General features: G+C 35.1%; 18 protein-coding genes and 5 pseudogenes. 13 read left to right on the forward strand and 10 right to left on the reverse strand.

The features are described 5' to 3' along the window. Both K1T76_RS14140 and blaOXA read right to left on the reverse strand, forming a co-directional pair. Positions 1-140, reverse strand: a 140-nt coding sequence (locus tag K1T76_RS14140) for a transposase-like zinc-binding domain-containing protein (RefSeq protein ID WP_326845745.1), incomplete at its 3' end; no start/stop codon positions are given. Between the two features lie 90 nt (positions 141-230). Further along, positions 231-1072, reverse strand: a pseudogene (blaOXA, locus tag K1T76_RS14145) (OXA-58 family carbapenem-hydrolyzing class D beta-lactamase). A gap of 81 nt (positions 1073-1153) precedes the next feature. On the opposite strand from blaOXA, the pseudogene K1T76_RS14150 reads away from it, so the two are divergent. The 4 genes and pseudogenes from K1T76_RS14150 to tnpC all read left to right on the forward strand — a co-directional run. Next, positions 1154-1522: pseudogene (locus K1T76_RS14150) on the forward strand (IS1-like element ISAba3 family transposase); the annotation flags it as partial. Between the two features lie 422 nt (positions 1523-1944). Continuing rightward, positions 1945-2373: an IS66-like element accessory protein TnpA gene (gene tnpA / locus K1T76_RS14155; protein WP_230245705.1), complete on the forward strand. Its 429-nt coding sequence runs from the start codon at positions 1945-1947 to the stop codon at positions 2371-2373. Continuing rightward, positions 2370-2705 carry an IS66 family insertion sequence element accessory protein TnpB gene (tnpB, locus tag K1T76_RS14160; protein WP_000618090.1) on the forward strand — a complete coding sequence of 112 codons (336 nt, stop codon included), beginning with the start codon at positions 2370-2372 and terminating at the stop codon, positions 2703-2705. The genes tnpA and tnpB overlap by 4 nt, the downstream gene beginning before the upstream one ends. Before the next feature lie 74 nt (positions 2706-2779). Then, positions 2780-4403: pseudogene (gene tnpC / locus K1T76_RS14165) on the forward strand (IS66 family transposase). Between the two features lie 227 nt (positions 4404-4630). Here the strand turns inward: tnpC and K1T76_RS14175 are convergent. The 3 genes and pseudogenes from K1T76_RS14175 to K1T76_RS14185 form a co-directional block, all read right to left on the reverse strand. Continuing rightward, on the reverse strand, positions 4631-4924 hold the full coding sequence (locus tag K1T76_RS14175; RefSeq protein WP_004733298.1) for a type II toxin-antitoxin system RelE family toxin: 294 nt from the start codon (positions 4922-4924) through the stop codon (positions 4631-4633). After that, positions 4914-5160: pseudogene (locus tag K1T76_RS14180) on the reverse strand (type II toxin-antitoxin system RelB/DinJ family antitoxin). The gene K1T76_RS14175 and the pseudogene K1T76_RS14180 overlap by 11 nt, the downstream one beginning before the upstream one ends. Before the next feature lie 169 nt (positions 5161-5329). After that, positions 5330-5656: a hypothetical protein gene (locus K1T76_RS14185; RefSeq protein WP_004676063.1), complete on the reverse strand. Its 327-nt coding sequence runs from the start codon at positions 5654-5656 to the stop codon at positions 5330-5332. A 519-nt stretch (positions 5657-6175) separates the two neighbouring features. Between K1T76_RS14185 and K1T76_RS14190 the strand changes: the two genes are divergently transcribed. After that, complete coding sequence (locus tag K1T76_RS14190; RefSeq protein WP_004676058.1) at positions 6176-6499, forward strand: hypothetical protein; 324 nt, start codon at positions 6176-6178, stop codon at positions 6497-6499. A gap of 76 nt (positions 6500-6575) precedes the next feature. Here the strand turns inward: K1T76_RS14190 and K1T76_RS14195 are convergent, their stop codons facing one another. Next, positions 6576-6866, reverse strand: coding sequence for an addiction module antidote protein (locus K1T76_RS14195; RefSeq protein WP_004969304.1), 291 nt, complete (start codon positions 6864-6866; stop codon positions 6576-6578). A 1-nt stretch (position 6867) separates the two neighbouring features. Next, entirely contained in the window at positions 6868-7164 is a 297-nt protein-coding gene (locus K1T76_RS14200) for a type II toxin-antitoxin system RelE/ParE family toxin (RefSeq protein ID WP_005175534.1), read from the reverse strand. Positions 7165-7346: 182 nt separating this feature from the next. Here K1T76_RS14200 and K1T76_RS14205 point away from each other — a divergent pair, with 182 nt between their 5' ends. Then, positions 7347-7583, forward strand: a complete 237-nt coding sequence (locus K1T76_RS14205; RefSeq protein ID WP_230245706.1) for a hypothetical protein — start codon at positions 7347-7349, stop codon at positions 7581-7583. Between the two features lie 313 nt (positions 7584-7896). Here the strand turns inward: K1T76_RS14205 and K1T76_RS14210 are convergent. Beyond that, positions 7897-8451 (reverse strand): annotated as a pseudogene (locus tag K1T76_RS14210) (recombinase family protein); the annotation flags it as partial. A gap of 311 nt (positions 8452-8762) precedes the next feature. Between K1T76_RS14210 and K1T76_RS14215 the strand changes: the two are divergent. The 6 genes from K1T76_RS14215 to K1T76_RS14240 all read left to right on the forward strand — a co-directional run bounded on the left by K1T76_RS14215 (position 8763) and on the right by K1T76_RS14240 (position 13406). Then, positions 8763-9617: an ATP-binding protein gene (locus tag K1T76_RS14215; protein ID WP_230245707.1), complete on the forward strand. Its 855-nt coding sequence runs from the start codon at positions 8763-8765 to the stop codon at positions 9615-9617. Between the two features lie 97 nt (positions 9618-9714). After that, positions 9715-9945, forward strand: coding sequence for a hypothetical protein (locus tag K1T76_RS14220; protein ID WP_230245708.1), 231 nt, complete (start codon positions 9715-9717; stop codon positions 9943-9945). 42 nt (positions 9946-9987) lie between these two features. Beyond that, positions 9988-10398: a DNA-binding protein gene (locus K1T76_RS14225; protein ID WP_230245709.1), complete on the forward strand. Its 411-nt coding sequence runs from the start codon at positions 9988-9990 to the stop codon at positions 10396-10398. Between the two features lie 247 nt (positions 10399-10645). Beyond that, on the forward strand, positions 10646-11707 hold the full coding sequence (locus K1T76_RS14230) for an E2/UBC family protein (RefSeq protein ID WP_230245710.1): 1062 nt from the start codon (positions 10646-10648) through the stop codon (positions 11705-11707). Next, on the forward strand, positions 11704-13074 hold the full coding sequence (locus K1T76_RS14235) for a ThiF family adenylyltransferase (protein WP_230245711.1): 1371 nt from the start codon (positions 11704-11706) through the stop codon (positions 13072-13074). The genes K1T76_RS14230 and K1T76_RS14235 overlap by 4 nt, the downstream gene beginning before the upstream one ends. Continuing rightward, positions 13071-13406 carry a DUF6527 family protein gene (locus K1T76_RS14240; RefSeq protein WP_034584436.1) on the forward strand — a complete coding sequence of 112 codons (336 nt, stop codon included), beginning with the start codon at positions 13071-13073 and terminating at the stop codon, positions 13404-13406. Before K1T76_RS14235 ends, K1T76_RS14240 begins: the two co-directional genes overlap by 4 nt. A gap of 605 nt (positions 13407-14011) precedes the next feature. Here K1T76_RS14240 and K1T76_RS14245 read toward each other — a convergent pair. Together K1T76_RS14245 and K1T76_RS14250 are read right to left on the reverse strand one after the other, a co-directional pair. Next, entirely contained in the window at positions 14012-14182 is a 171-nt protein-coding gene (locus tag K1T76_RS14245) for a hypothetical protein (protein WP_161788380.1), read from the reverse strand. A gap of 12 nt (positions 14183-14194) precedes the next feature. After that, positions 14195-14665 (reverse strand): ADP-ribosyltransferase domain-containing protein, encoded by a 471-nt coding sequence (locus K1T76_RS14250; protein WP_230245712.1) that lies wholly within the window; start codon positions 14663-14665, stop codon positions 14195-14197. Positions 14666-14780: 115 nt separating this feature from the next. On the opposite strand from K1T76_RS14250, the gene K1T76_RS14255 reads away from it, so the two are divergent. Next, a complete protein-coding gene (locus K1T76_RS14255; RefSeq protein ID WP_268259953.1) occupies positions 14781-15749 on the forward strand; it encodes an ADP-ribosylglycohydrolase family protein in 969 nt (322 codons plus the stop codon).

Consider the following 15749-nt stretch of genomic DNA (forward strand, 5'->3'; position numbering starts at 1 on the left):
TAGCTCAGTGCATGATCACCAATAAACTGACGTTTACAGTCTTTGCACTGATAGTTTTGTTTCCCATCTACTTTGATACCATTTTTCTTTATACTATCACTGAGGCAGGTTGGACATTTGATTGCTAGAGTTATTTGCATTTCTCTATTTTATCAAAATCCAATCGGCTTTTTCTTCAGCATACTTTTTGAAACACTACCAAAAATAGATTAACCTCAAACTTCTAATTCTTATAAATAATGAAAAACACCCAACTTATCTAGCACATCTAAAGACAATTGTTTACGTAGAGCAATATCATCACCAGCTTTCATTTGCATATTTAAAGCAAATGCCACCACTTGCCCATCTGCCTTTTCAACAAAACCCACATACCAACCCACTTGCGGGTCTACAGCCATTCCCCAGCCACTTTTAGCATATAGACGATTCTCCCCTCTGCGCTCTACATACAACATCTCTTTCACTTGTTGCTGAACTTCAGGTTTAAAGGCAATTGCCCTTGGGCTAAATCATACACAAACTTTACTTCTTGTATAGGTGTAATTGTCAAAGGCCCTTTCAACCAAAATTGATCAACTTCCGTGCCTATTTGCATATTGCCATAACCAATACGTTGCAATTCACTTTGCATTAAGCTTGGACCAATACGACGTGCCAATTCTTGATATACAGGCACTGTAGATGCTTGCATGGCTTCGCCCAAAGTAAAATCTTTGTCCCATGCTTTAAAAAAACGTGGCTTTCCATCCCACTTAAATATTTCTGTAGATGTTGCTTTATGATTTTCTAAACCAATTAGTGCATTGGCAATTTTAAATGTAGATGCAGGAATATAAGCTGTTTTTGCTCGGTCTAAATGCGTGCCATATTTTTTAATATTTTGACCATCATATGTGACAAACACAGCATCAGCTGAGATTTCATTAAAAAGCGCTTGAACATTCTGATCGATGATTGAGTTATTCACTTGTGGAATTGTACTTGTTTTTGCTCGACTCATACTATGCTCAGCACAAGCCCCAATACTTATGCTTAAGCAAACTAAACTCAATATTTTTAATAATTTCATGATATACAACTTTAAAATTTGGTAGTGTTTCAAAAAGTATGCTGAAGAAAAAAGCCGATTGGATTTTGATAAAATAGAGAAATGCAAATAACTCTAGCAATCAAATGTCCAACCTGCCTCAGTGATAGTATAAAGAAAAATGGTATCAAAGTAGATGGGAAACAAAACTATCAGTGCAAAGACTGTAAACGTCAGTTTATTGGTGATCATGCACTGAGCTATCTAGGATGTAAGTCAGGTATTACTCGTAAAATATTACAGTTGATGGTCAGAGGCAGCGGTATACGAGATATTGCTGAAGTTGAGCGCATCAGTATCGGTAAAGTTTTACGTACTTTAACTGAATCAACCTATGAAATTCAGCCTCAGCAAAGTCATTATGAATCTCTCGAAGTAGATGAGTTCTGGAATTTTGTTGGAAATAAAAAGAATAAACAATGGCTTATTTTTGTTCAAAAGTCATATTTTACCTCGGAGAAACCGGACATTTTTATTGGTGAGAATATAGACACTTTAAATGGGTTCTAACACTCGTTTCGTATAACAGCCATTATGTTAAATAATAGGGGCTTCTAAGTACGCGATTAGAAAATTTAGTCTTTAAGAGGAGAAATTTGTTCTAGCTTATCTTCAGGATTATTTTCTCTAATATGTATAATTCGATCATAATTTTCTACTCCTCGTAAGTGAGGTGGTGCAAATGCTGGATACTTGTTGAAAAAGTGCATTTTAATATTTAGTGCATGGTCTAAAATAAAAGCACATTCAATTCCATAGTACTTATCATTAATGTAAGCGTCCGCTGAACCCCACTTTTTCTAACTCATTAATACCGCGATAGTGTCCACTTAAATTTAAGTGGACACCTATTTATGGATTTAAAGACAGTTATAGACAGTGCACCAACGCTAAAAAAGCCCCGTCGAACCTTCACAGCTGAATTTAAACATCAACTTATTCAGCAATGCCAGCAGCCAGATACATCAGTGGTAAAGGTAGCAATGCAACATCAGATCAATGCCAATCTGCTACATAAATGGATTCGTCAGTCCAGATCAATGCCCCCTGCATTAAAAACCCCATCCATTCCACAGACTGACTTTCTTCCGGTCATTCTTCACCCGACTCCAGTCAAACAAGAAGCACCTCTACCACCTGTGCCAGAGAAGAAAGCTGTCGCTCATATCAGGATTCCATTACATGAGGCACCAAGTTCCGCAAGGGATCAGATGATCGAGATCGACTGGCCGGTGGAGTCAGTAACTGAATTACTGTTGCTGATCCAGGGTTTGACTCAATGATTCGTATTGATGAGATCTGGTTGTCTACCCAGCCGATGGACATGCGTGCAGGGATGGATACAGCCATGGCTCAGGTGCTGAGAGCCTTTGGCTACATCAAACCGCATTGCGCTTACCTGTTCTGTAATAAGCGTGGCCATCGTATGAAAGTGCTGGTGCATGATGGACTGGGTATCTGGCTGTGTGCCCGGCGGCTGGAACAGGGGAAATTCCACTGGGCTAAAGTTCACCAGGGTGAAAGTATGGCGATCAGCCCGGAGCAGTTACAGGCACTGATCCAGGGTTTGCCCTGGCAAAGAATCGGACTGCAGCAAGTGGTAACAATGCTCTAAACCAGGCTCATCCATTCTGCTATTCTCCAAACGTTCTATTTCCTCTGCATCATGACCTCAGGCATACTGCGGTCATGAATACGCTGCCTGACTTAAGCCAACTGACCCATGAACAACTGCTGGAATTTACCCGGCAGTTGGCGATGCAGCATCAGTCTCTAGCACAATCAAACCAGCAATTAGATGCCAGAGTTCAACATCTTGAAGTCACCAATCAGCAATTAGATTCTAAAGTTCAACATCTTTCTATTCTCAATCAAAAATACGAGCATGAACTGGCGCTGTTTAAAAAGCACAAATTCGCCCAAAAGAATGAACACTTAACGGCAAAACAAATCCATCTGTGGGATGAAGCGGTTGAAGAAGATATTGCCGCGGTTGATCTAGAACTGGAACGGCTAAATGCAGATAAAACCAATGCAGCGACACACAAAGCCAAAACCAATAAACCTAAACGTCGACCACTGCCAGATCATCTACACACCATCCGTATTGAGCATGAACCTGCATCAACCCAATGTGCTTGTGGATGCCAACTCCGGCGTATCGGCGAAGATGTCAGTGAAAAACTGCATTTCAGACCGGCACAGTTCTATAAGGAACAGCATGTGCGTGGTAAATGGGTCTGTGATCAGTGTGACACCCTGACTCAGCAAGCGATGCCCGCCTATGTGATTGATAAAGGCATTGCTTCACCTGAACTGCTCAGCCATGTTTTGGTATCGAAATATGCCGATCATTTGCCGCTGTACCGTCAACGTCTGATCTATCAGCGGGCGGGAATCGAACTTTCTAGATCAACTTTATCTGACTGGATAGGTCGCTGCGGTGTAGAACTGGAACCTCTGGTAATGCCTTAAAAGAGGTGGTACTACAACAGCAGGTGCTGCATGCAGATGAAACACCGGTCACCATCATGCGGATGGGTGAGAATGATAAAAAACCGAAGAAAGGTTATGTCTGTACTATGCCACTACACAGTACAATCCAGTTCAGGCGGTGATCTATGACTTTCAGGATAGTCGTTCAGGCCAGCATGCTGCAGAGTTCTTGAAAGGCTGGCAGGGTTATCTAGTCTGTGATGATTACAGTGGTTATAAAGCACGCTTTAAATCAGGCCAGGTCATAGAGGTGGGCTGCATGGCCCATGCACGTCGTAAATTCCATGAACTGCATGTAACTGGGAAAAGTCAGGTCGCTGAACAGGCATTAGTGCTGATTCAGAAATTATATGCGATAGAAGCAGAATTAAGAAAAAAGACGGATGGTACAGCGGAAGACCGCTGCGAATACCGACAACAGCATAGTCAACCGGTCATGCAACAACTATATGAATGGCTCAACCAACATCAGCTGACGGTGCCATCGAGTTCTCCAACCGCCCGGGCGATCAATTACAGCCTAAAACGTTGGACTGCTTTAAGCCGCTATCTGGATGATGGCAATCTACCCATTGACAATAATTGGATAGAGAACCAAATGCGTCCCTGGGCCTTGGGGCGTAAGAACTGGCTATTTGCAGGTTCGCTGCGCAGTGGTCAACGAGCTGCCAATATCATGACTTTAATCCAGTCAGCAAAGCTGAATGGCTTGGATCCGTATGCCTATTTAAGTGATGTGCTGAAAAGGTTGCCAACACATAAAGTGCCCCAAATAGAAGAATTACTACCTCACCGCTGGAAACCTGAACCCCGTTAAAACTTGGCGATGGCGTTCAGCGGATGCTTACTCATTAATAAAAAAATTGTCTGTAGTTTCTATTAGTTCTTGGATAGCTAAATCCAATTTTTGAATTTTTCATTAATATCTTTAGTTTTCTCTTCTATCTTTTTGTCCATTGGTATCACCTATAGAATTAAGTTTCCCTAAAATTAACATAATACACGTTATACGAAGCCAAAAATGGGGGCATGCAGCTCCCATTTTTAGTCTTTTATCCGCTTTTTTGCTTCATCATAAACAATGCTATCAGCTCGTTTTCCAACGGTAATTAGCAAAATAACTACCTGATCATCTTTGACCTGGTAAACAAGACGGACACCAGCTTTTAATAATTTTATTTTATAGCAGCCTGCAAGATCACCTTTAAGCATATTCTTTGGAATATGTGGTTGCTCTATTACCTTAGCTAATTTTTTCTTGAATTGATCTCGTATAGCACTAGGAAGCTTTTCCCATTCTGCAGTGAAGTCCTTATGACGTAAAAGCTTATAAGTCATCTAATGTGACTTCCTCGAACATCTCTTTAGGATCATTAACACGTTTGCGAACAAGAGCTAATAAATCAGCATCTTCCTCTGAGAGTAAAGCTTTTTGTACTGGAAGCTTTCCAGTCGTAGCAATATATTCAAGAATATTAGTAAAGAACTCAGTAGGTGCAATTCCTTGTTCTTTTAGGATGGAATAAGACTTTTTCTTTAAGGGCTTCATCGACCCTGAAATTAACAGTAGCCATCATTTTCCCATTTATTGAATGCATGAGAATATTGTAATGCAATATGCATTACAAAGATAGTTCGTATAACAACCACTATGTTAAATGGATAGTTGTTTAGTGGGAAAATCAAGTTTTTGAAATTTCAAATTGAAGTTTTTTCGTTCAATTAGTAATTGTAATTTATATTCTATTGAATAACTATTTCATAACTTTTCCTATCATATTTGGCTGCATACGTAGCTACTTCTTGATTAATCTTTTTATGATTTTTATCTAAATATGAAAAGATTATTGAATCCTCATTGTGCCGCTCGTAATTGATGGCGTATTTATATTCTGAATAAGGATAAAGAGTACCTAAGCTATAAGTTTTTTGAGCACTAATATAAGTTACTTTAAGGTCTGTAATTGGATAATCAGTCTGATTTTTAATAAAAATATATCCATCCTTTTCAAATGGCTGGCATCCTATAAGTAGAACTAATGTAAGACAGTAAAATAGGCTATTCTTCATTTTGGTAGTTCTTCAATTGGTCTTATGAGTCGATTAATAACTATAACTTTTGAGGTATCACAGCTATGATCTACTTCAGTTATCCAAGAATAATTATTTTTTTCTAGAGGATAGGATTCTCCGCCTCCATATGCTGCTTTATCACCTAAAAAATAAGTATCCGAATCTACTTTTAGGCTCTTAGTTTCCGTATCCCAATCTAGAGTTTTTGTAGCAAAAATTGGCAGAACTTTAGAGCCATCAGCATGTTCTAGGTATAGGCATTTACCTTCCCTAATAAGCTTAGCCTCACTATAACTTGCATTATCTGCTCCCCCGTATATTGAATACGTGGAACAACTATATTTGATTCAATTTTTCTGTAACTGGACTGCAGGCTGCAAGTAAACTTAATAAAATAAATTCTAATTTTTCATATTAAAGGAATTTTTTGAGAGAGTAATAGAGAAATTAAAGCAAATTATTCCAAAAGGCTCTGATTAAAAATTGTTAAAATTAGTAGATATATGAGAGGAAATTATGAAAAAATTTTTATACTTCAATTGCTTATCTTTTATTTTTACTTATTTATCTTTGTTTTATCAGAAATATACATTAGTGGATCGTATAGTTGTAGACAAGCTTGGAAAAGTTAAAGTCATTGGAGGAGGATTTCCCTTACAGTTTTTAGTAGATGGTGAAGTATCTCCAGGTGGGAGTATAGCGCTAGATCCTTTAAATATTATTATAGGAATAGATCAATTTATCTTCTTATATTTTATTTTTGATTATTTGTTCTGGATAAGTGTTTTATTTGCTTTTTACATAATTTTGAAAAGGTACAAACTAAAACAGATTTTCTAAAATTAACATAATACACGTTATACGAATCTAAAAACGGGAGCCTTTAGCTCCCATTTTTACTATATTTTTTAAAGTCTTAGGCATGTTGTACTGTGAGTTTTAGGCCTAAAGCATTCACAACACGATTAATCGTATCAAAACGTGGTGCTGAATCCTGACGTAGGGCTTTGTAGAGTGCCTCACGTCCAATCCCTGCTTCTTTAGCGATTTGAGTCATGCCACGAGCTTTAGCAATAACGCCAAGTGCATGGGCTAATTCAGCTGGATCATTCTCTTCAAGAACCATATTGAGATACATCACAATGTCTTCTTCAGTTTTGAGCGACTCAGCCATATCAAAACTTGGTAAATCAGCGACTTTAACCATTTTAATCCTCCAATGTTTTCGATAATTTGACTGCACGATCGATATCTTGTTGTTGAGTCGATTTATCTCCTCCACCAAGCATTACAATCACTACGTCACCATGTTGGATGTAATACATTCTCCATCCAGCACCGAAGAACTCTCTCATTTCCCAAACGCCATCTTGAAGAGGCTTAATGTCTCCCCAATTTCCACGTTGAACCTTATCCAATCTACGATTCAGGCGAATACGGGTCATATTGTCTTTAATGCCATCCAACCATTCATCAAACTCTGGCAGACGTTTAATTTCAATCATGAGGATTCCTTGTTTTCTCACCATATTGTATTCGATCGAATACAATATGCAAGTAATCTATATGGACATCCATTAATTTCTTATAATCGCCATTATGTTAAGTGATTAAAAAAGCCTTGAAATAGTTGTAAATTAGTTGTAAAATAGTTGTATATTAATTTCACACCTATGGAGGTTTTTATATGTCAAGAATGTCAAAAACAAGCGCCAGCTATATTCGTATTGCGGATAAGATTATTTTTACCTATGCGGAACTAGTACCTGGCAATCATCATGAGTTCAACAAAAAAAATAAAGGCGTACCAGTTGCCGCTGTGCATTATGAAAAATTAGACGAGTATATAATTTTACGTGATGGTCAGGAACAACCGCTGTGCATTGATGACCCGAAAAATTTATCAGATCAATTCGCCGATTAAATAAAGATTGTGAAATCATAAATAAGCTATGACCATATTTAATGGAATACCTAGAATGACACTTTTAACGATAGTTTAAGCGTTTACACAGTTTTATTTACAGTCTCTTAAGTTTTCCTAAAATTAACATAATACACCTTATACGTAATGCGTTATAATTCTCTTTAGAAATTAATGCTGTAGTTTCTAGTTGATAGCCCATCTTCCCCAAGGTGGGCTTTTTTTATGATTATTCATGTTCCACGCTTAAAATTCGAACAGTGTTTCATGATTTTTATAAGTTAAACTAAATTTAGTTGCTAATCCTAATAAGCTATTCACTAACTTGTAAATATCGGTATACCGCCTGACGACTAATCCCAAAAGCTTTCCCTAATGCCATTTTCGATGGATACTTCCCCTCCTTCCATGCTTGTCGTAAAGCTTCAGCTTGGTCAGGCTTTAGTTTATGCACCCGACCTTTGTACTTCCCCTGAGCAGAGGCGAGTTTTATTCCTTCCTTTTGCCGCTCTAAAATGATCTCACGTTCGAACTGTGCAAAAGCACCCATCATTTGAAGCATCAAATTATCCATCGGGGTGGATCTTACCGTAAAAGTAATATTTTCTTTTACAAACTGGATGGCAATCCCTCGTTTGACCAGTTTATCGACTTCAGTGACCAAATCTTTCAGGCTTCGCGCAAAACGATCCATGGAATGTACAATCACCCTGTCCCCTTCCCGGACATAGTTCAACATTTCCTGAAATTTAGGTCGGTCAGTATTTTTACCTGAAGCACGGTCAACAAAAATCCGGTCGACTTCAATTCCCTCAAGTTGACGTCCAGTGTTTTGCTCGACAGAACTTACCCGGACATACCCTACTTTTTACTCTTTCACTTTTTCACGCCCCAATTGGATAAAAATGAACAATTTCGTAAATTATAAATCTTTAACACTAAAGTTACATGTTACTTATGATTAAAAATCATTTAAATGATACATAATTTCATGAACTTTCAGATTGTAACTTTAGGGTGTACCTTAAAGAAACAAAATGATTATAGTTATTTATTGAATAGTTTAAGAAGTTCCAGTAATGATTTATTGTGAAATCAGATAGAATAAGTTTGTAAACTGAGTACAAAATTTTCTTAATAAATAGTGCTCTTAAGCTTTTATAATATTGAATTCTATTTATGAGTAATTTACTAAAAAATATTCTTGATGTTTTAGAAAAAGAAGGTCCTCTTAAAGCAAGAAAAATTGCATTACTTTTGGATTCTACTCGAACTACTATTACTCATACGACTATTAACTCTGAGCTATATAAAGCCTTAGATTTAGAAGGTTTAACTAAGAACGAGCAAAATATATGGAGTTATGTAACCCCTAATATTAAAAGAATATCTTTTGATAGTTCTTCTAGTTGGTTAAGTGCTTCAAATATTGAACAAGTATTAAAAAAGTATCCAAACTTATTGAATATGAAGTCTGAAATTGAGTTTCATTTTCCTAATAAACCTATATTTTTAGATTGTATACTTAAAATTCTAAGTTTAACCAACCAATTAGCATTGAGCGGTTCGAAAGTTACCCTTATGTTTGAAGGAAATTCAAAGGGTTTTAGCTACTTGGACCGGTGTGGTTTTTTTGATCAAATCCAGCCTAATGTAATAATTTTACCGTATAGACCAAACGAGTCTTCAGCTAAAAAATATAACTCTAATTCCGAAAACTTAGTTGAAATTTTTCCAATCAAAGATGTGTATGAAGGTTCAGAATTACCGCGTTTAAAAAAATGTATAAGTGGTGAGCTATCTGAAGATGAAAATAAAGTTATTCTGGGGAAACTTAGTCATCTAATAACAGAATTAATTACAAATATTAGAGATCATGGTAAATCTGAATTAGATGGTTATGTAGCTCTCCAAACTTATAACTTACCTAAGTATAAAAAAATTGTAGTTTCTGTATCTGATAGTGGTCCAGGATTGTTAGCTACTTTAAGAAATGAAGCATCTAAGTTAGAGAAATATAAGAATCTTTTTTGAGAAACTTGGTTTTAATGAAAGTTCTGCTGATATTGACTTGCTAACTTACATTCTAAACAAGGGCGGTATTTCTAGAACAGGAATGGATGGCCGAGGTATGGGCTTAGAACGAGGGAGCAGCAAATTAAAACTGATCGCTAATAAAAATAATGGTTTAGAGTCTAGTAATCTTAAATCAATTACATTATCTATAAGACAAAGAGATCAAGAAATCATTTTCCCTTATAGGGATGGTCTTCTAATTTCTGAAGAAGCTAAACAAAAAACAGGGTTAACGATATTACAAGGAACTCACTATGTTCTAACAATAATCCTTGACAAAATATAATAATCTGATTAAAAGAACAGCATGAACCAGATAGCCAAAATTATGAAACTAATAGATTTTACTAAAGAGAGCTCGCCTTATGGTACGCAAAAAGGGCGTGAAGTTTTTTCTTTAATGAGAGAGTTTATTGAAAAACATGCATCTAGTACTATTTTTGAATTGTCTTTTGAAGGTATAGAGTTTGTTGACTCTTCTTTTACTAGAGAAAGTATTATTCTTTTAGCTCAGCTTTATAAAGGGAAAAAAGGTTTGTATGTTTCTTATATCGAAGATCAAGATATCATCGATAATATAGATTATATAGCTCAAGTTTTGAAACAACCTATTGCTATAAAATTGGATCAGGGTATTCAAATTTTAGGTCCAAGGCTAACCAAAGCAAATTTAGAAATTTTAGAATTGATTCTTGAGCAAAAAAAAAGTTACTACAGCCTTAGTTGCGAATGCGTTTGATATATCTGTTCCAAATGCTAGTAGCAAACTAAAAAAATTAGTTGATGATGGGTATATTCTGCGGTTTGAAGAAACAGCAGAAACAGGCGGCATAGAGTTCATTTACCAAAGTATCTGTTAAATCGAAAAATCTGCTTAAAAATATTTACTTAAGCAGATTTTTGGTGTAGCTTTATTCCAGCAAGTTTTTTTACACCCTGGTTAATGAAATTAATTTAACCAGATTAATCAGAATTCGGAGCTATACATGAAACAATTTGCTTATTCTCTCAGCGATTTAACCTTTAAACATGGATCTATTGAGGATCATTCCCCTATCGGATCTCAGCTATTGAGATCACTTGGATACTCTTCAAACGACAATGTTCTTTTGTACCAGGTGCTTAATCAATCAGGTATGGAGGAAATCAGTCCTGAAGAGAGTATAGATTTTGAGAAGGGTGATAAGTTTTTTATCCTTGAAGGTGATCGTAGTTTTAAGTTAAAAATTGACGGCTTTAACTATGAGTGGCCTGAAAACAACATTACCTTGAAGCATTTAAAAGTTCTAACAGGACTGAAAAATAAATCCTTCTTTTTATCTAAATCGGAAGAAGCGGATTTAATGATCAGTGAGCAAACTGTTATTAACTTATCTGAAGCTGGTATTGAAGATATCTATACTCAATTGCCGAAGCAAACTTATGAGCTCAATGTTCAAGGTACAATCATTAAGGTAGATAAATCTCAAATTATTGTTTCTGAAGCATTATCTTTAGCAGGTATTCAAGATGCTGAGAATTATCAAATTATTTTAAAGATTCAAGGTGAGCCTAAACAAGAAGTCACATCAAATTCGGTAATAGATTTAGCAAAGCCTGGTATTGAAAAACTTCGACTAATTCCACGAGAAGTAAATAATGGGGATGCAGTTGTAAATAGTTTTCAGATTCTTCCAAAAGACAATGAATATTTAAACCAGGTGTTTGGAAATTTTCGAACTATTATTGAGCAAAATCGTCGGTGGCTCATAGTTGATAACTACCAATTACCTGAAGGATACAGCCATCAAGTAATTTCCATCGCAATTGAAATCCCTATTGCCTATCCTCAAGCTGAAATTGATATGTTTTATACATATCCTCGAATTCAATTATCGACTGGTGCTATTCCATCTTGTACTGAAGTAGATCAATCAATTGAAGGTAAACTTTATCAACGATGGTCTCGGCATCGTAGTCCTCTTTCTGCTTGGAATCCAGCATGTGATAATGTTATTACACACTTTGCACTTATTGAAGAATCATTACTTCGTGAGGTGCAGCCATGATTTTACAAACTCATTTTAGAATCACGGATACCCATTTAGATGACTTAAAACGTCATCTATTTCCGGGAGATGGGTTAGAAGCCAGTGCTATAGCACTTGCTTCATGCAACAAAATAAATGATCAAATTATTTTTTTGGTTCAAGATATTTTGTTAGTGCCGCATAGTGAATGTATTCGTAAAGTTGATTACTTAACTTGGCCTGGAAAATATATAGAAGAAGCGATTGAAAAGGGAGAGGGAAAAAATCTCAGTTTATTTTTAATTCATTCCCATCCATCAAATCTAAATCAGTTTTCGATTGCTGATGATGAAAGTGATCAGAAAGTAATACCTTGTATTTTTGCAGCATATAACCAATTACATGGCTCAGTAATAGTGACACCTGAAGGAAAATTAACGGGGCGTTTCTATGATAAGAATTTATCCCCACAATATATTGATAAGTTCTTAATTGTAGGTCAAAACATTGAATTAGTTGCTCGACAATCGTCGAGCAACGTTATGCCTTTTTCAGCCGATATGACCCAAAGTCTAAAAAATTTTAAAGTTGGTGTTATAGGGGCATCTGGTACAGGATCAATTGTTATTGAAAACCTTGCCAGATTAGGAGTTTACCATCTTGTCTTGATCGATGATGATGTTATTGAACATAAGAATTTGAATAGAATTCTTAATTCAACTATTCAGGATGCTGAGAATCAAAAATCGAAGGTTAAAGTTCTAGCTGATGCTATTAACCAATATAGGTCTGATGTTGTCTTAACAATATTAGATAGCAAGATTGGTACTCAGCCGGCTATTTTCGAGGCAGCAACTTGTGATGTTTTATTCAGCTGTGTTGATACGGTTTCGGCAAGGATGTATGTAGATTTAGTTGGTGAGCATTTTCTTTTACCTATCTTTGATATCGGCGTAACAATCCCAACAGGATCAAAAGATGGAAAACCTTTTATTACAGAAGTGTGTGCCCGGCTAGATTATATCCAACCTCATAGAAGTTCCCTGAAAGATAGAGAAGTTTATACACCAGACTCTTTGAGAGCAGAATATTTGAAAGATACTTCACCTGATATCTATGAAAAACAGTTGCAAGAAGGCTATTTCAAGGGTGTTCATGAAGAGGCTCCCTCTGTAATTTCGCTTAATATGCTCGCTGCAAGCTATTGTATAAACGAGTTTATAGCTAGAACGTTTTTGTTCCGACAAGAAAATAATTCTAATTATGCAAGAACTGTCATTTGCCTAGGTGCTAATGAAACTGAGTATTTTAAGGAAGATGACTTTACTTCAGTTTCTAGGACTAATGTCGGTAAAGGTATCACTACTCCACTCTTAGGAATGCCTAATCTTGGAGGAGTGAAATGAAACAATTTTTTTTCAAATACCTAACTCTATTTTTAGATATGGTCTTTTCTCGTTCGGTAATTCAACTAAATGGGGACTCTTTACCTGACAAGATGCCAATTAGATCTATAGTCGTTGCTATTGAAGATGATGAAATCTGGTGTGTAGGTTTAAAGTGTCCATGTGGTTGTGGTTACACTATAGAGTTACCAATTATTAAAGAGGCAAAACCTCGCTGGGACATAAATATTAACTCACAGAATCAGATTAGTTTATTTCCTTCAGTTTTTCTGAAAAAAGGTTGTAAGTCTCACTTTTGGATCAAAAATGGAAAAATTACATGGTGTAACTAGATCTGTACTTTGATTTGAAATGTTCATTTGATAGGAATGATTTAAAACTTAATTATTGAAGGTTAACTTAAGAAGAAAAATACAATGAATATATTAGCAACAATTTTCTTTCCATTTTTAGTTAATAAAAACTATGTTGGATTATTATTACAGGTGTTGGGATTTCATTGCTCATTAAAATTGGAATGGACTATCAACTCACGAAATTACATAGCCAAGTTGCGGGTACCTTGTTAGAAGGCTTAGAACCATATAGATTACTTAAATGTTATAACTATCTGATTATATGCATTATTATCTGGAAATTAGTTACTTCAAGTAAAGAATATTTTAAAACTTTTAATAAATATAATTAAGATAAAAAGAAATGTACGATAAATATGAAGGTAATTCTCTAGCTCAATACCCGATACTTGTTATTAGCGTTAGAATTTCCAACCATAACAACTAATCGTCTTAGTTAGCTAACCCTGCGGCAAAGATTATAGGGTAAGAAAAGATCTACTTTTAGACCCTATTATTTTTTAGGGGGATTACCATCTCAATTTAATATAATAGATATTATTAAATAATAAAAAATCCTAACGAAATGTTAGAATTTTTTATCATTTAGACAAAATATAATTAATTTTAGATTCTGCCAATATTCTATTTTTTAAATAAACACTACTAGGTTGGTGAAATTTACGCGCAGCCTTAATCTTTGTACGATGAGCTACTAAGGCTTCTAAGCTTCTCTGTTTTTCTGATACTTTTGATATAACTGAATCACTCATAATTTTACCTACTTATAGCTCAAATAGATCTATGACTATTTTTCCATTTTCGCATGTTTTATTAAGAACTTCAAACATAGAAGGAGGACAAATTAGCACTTCTCTCTCATCTTCATTATAGTAATTAACATAACTTAACCAACTAATATCTTTACCTTTTTTTGTCTCAAAATAGATTTCTACATCATAATCTTCATAGAATCCCTCATCCTTAGAAGTGCTCATAAAGAATGGATATGTGATTATTTTTCCTTTGATATGACTATCTATCCATGCTTTATTATCTATATATTTATCATTTCTACAGACAATGCCCTGAAAATTAGGCAATTTTTCTAATGCTATTAAAAGGAGTTGTTTAATATCAGAAAAAAACTGGTTTCCTATATTTTGATTAAGGACTTTAGACCCATAACCTGTGTAAAATTGTATTGCAACAGACTCAGCATCAGATAACCCATACTTACTCTTAAAATGGGACATATTTCCATCTTTTGAATAGCGTGTAAAAAATCTTCGTAATTTTCTAAAGAATCTGATTGTTTAATCCATTTGTTGATTAAATCTATGTCATTCATGACCGCTATGAGGCTTGTATATGAAAATTAGTAACAATTATGACATTGAAAATAAAATATATGGAGGGATATTTGGCCTTTTAATTGGGGATGCAATAGGTGTTCCATATGAATTTAAAGAAAAATATGAAATTAAAGATATAGATATCTACCCTAAAGATCTTAAAAATAAAACTTATCCTAATGTAAGATTTGGTACATGGTCTGATGATGGAGCACAAAGCCTAATTTTGCTCTCAAGCCTATTAGATAATAACAAATTAGACCTAACTGATCTTTTGAACCGTTTAGTTAAGTGGCTTGAGAATGGTTATATGTCTGTAGATAACTACACTTTTGATGTTGGCATCCAAACTTATGCATATATTAATGCATATAGAAAACAGAAAAAGTTTGAAATAGACAATTCCCCAAATGAATATCACAATGGAAATGGTTCTTTAATGAGATGTTTACCTTTAGCTCTCTGGCATAAAGGATCTAGTAAGGAACTTATTGATTTGGCGCATAAACAATCTTTAATAACTCACCCACATATTAGATCTCAGGCTTGTTGTGCATTATATTGTTTAATAGCTAAAAACCTTCTTTTAGGATTTACTCCCGAAATTGCAATAAAAAATTCAAAACATGAGCTTATTAATATTTATACTAAATACAATTATTTTGATGCTCTAAAAGAATTAAAAAACCAGATTCTTTCCTACGACTTAAATGAATGTCATGGTGGATCATATGTTGTTGATTCTCTTATGAGTTCTTTAGTATGTATTAAAGAGCCAAGTTACTCCACTGTAATCAAAAAAGCCATATCCTTTGGCAATGATACTGATACTACTGCTTGTATCGCTGGAGGACTTGCAGGAATTCGATTTGGTTTTAATAACATACCTGAACAATGGATCTCTGGATTAAGAGGTAAGGAAATAGTTTATCCTTTATTAAAACGATTACTAGAAACTAGATATTCAAATATTAAATTTATTTAA

The sequence above is a fragment of the Acinetobacter sp. PW68 genome, from assembly GCF_020982655.1.
In the GTDB taxonomy this organism is placed as follows: Bacteria; Pseudomonadota; Gammaproteobacteria; order Pseudomonadales; family Moraxellaceae; genus Acinetobacter; species Acinetobacter towneri_A.

Bases quoted from the DNA above. Each gene is read 5' to 3' on its own strand.
- K1T76_RS14235 (WP_230245711.1), top strand. From the start codon at position 11,704: ATGATTTTACAAACTCATTTTAGAATCACGGATACCCATTTAGATGAC.
- K1T76_RS14220 (WP_230245708.1), top strand. From the start codon at position 9,715: ATGGGCTTAGAACGAGGGAGCAGCAAATTAAAACTGATCGCTAATAAA.
- K1T76_RS14255 (WP_268259953.1), top strand. From the start codon at position 14,781: ATGAAAATTAGTAACAATTATGACATTGAAAATAAAATATATGGAGGG.
- K1T76_RS14190 (WP_004676058.1), top strand. From the start codon at position 6,176: ATGAAAAAATTTTTATACTTCAATTGCTTATCTTTTATTTTTACTTAT.
- K1T76_RS14230 (WP_230245710.1), top strand. From the start codon at position 10,646: ATGAAACAATTTGCTTATTCTCTCAGCGATTTAACCTTTAAACATGGA.
- K1T76_RS14185 (WP_004676063.1), bottom strand. From the start codon at position 5,656: ATGAAGAATAGCCTATTTTACTGTCTTACATTAGTTCTACTTATAGGA.
- K1T76_RS14215 (WP_230245707.1), top strand. From the start codon at position 8,763: ATGAGTAATTTACTAAAAAATATTCTTGATGTTTTAGAAAAAGAAGGT.
- tnpA (WP_230245705.1), top strand. From the start codon at position 1,945: ATGGATTTAAAGACAGTTATAGACAGTGCACCAACGCTAAAAAAGCCC.
- K1T76_RS14240 (WP_034584436.1), top strand. From the start codon at position 13,071: ATGAAACAATTTTTTTTCAAATACCTAACTCTATTTTTAGATATGGTC.
- K1T76_RS14175 (WP_004733298.1), bottom strand. From the start codon at position 4,924: ATGACTTATAAGCTTTTACGTCATAAGGACTTCACTGCAGAATGGGAA.
- K1T76_RS14245 (WP_161788380.1), bottom strand. From the start codon at position 14,182: ATGAGTGATTCAGTTATATCAAAAGTATCAGAAAAACAGAGAAGCTTA.
- tnpB (WP_000618090.1), top strand. From the start codon at position 2,370: ATGATTCGTATTGATGAGATCTGGTTGTCTACCCAGCCGATGGACATG.
- K1T76_RS14195 (WP_004969304.1), bottom strand. From the start codon at position 6,866: ATGGTTAAAGTCGCTGATTTACCAAGTTTTGATATGGCTGAGTCGCTC.
- K1T76_RS14250 (WP_230245712.1), bottom strand. From the start codon at position 14,665: ATGTCCCATTTTAAGAGTAAGTATGGGTTATCTGATGCTGAGTCTGTT.
- K1T76_RS14225 (WP_230245709.1), top strand. From the start codon at position 9,988: ATGAAACTAATAGATTTTACTAAAGAGAGCTCGCCTTATGGTACGCAA.
- K1T76_RS14205 (WP_230245706.1), top strand. From the start codon at position 7,347: ATGTCAAGAATGTCAAAAACAAGCGCCAGCTATATTCGTATTGCGGAT.
- K1T76_RS14200 (WP_005175534.1), bottom strand. From the start codon at position 7,164: ATGATTGAAATTAAACGTCTGCCAGAGTTTGATGAATGGTTGGATGGC.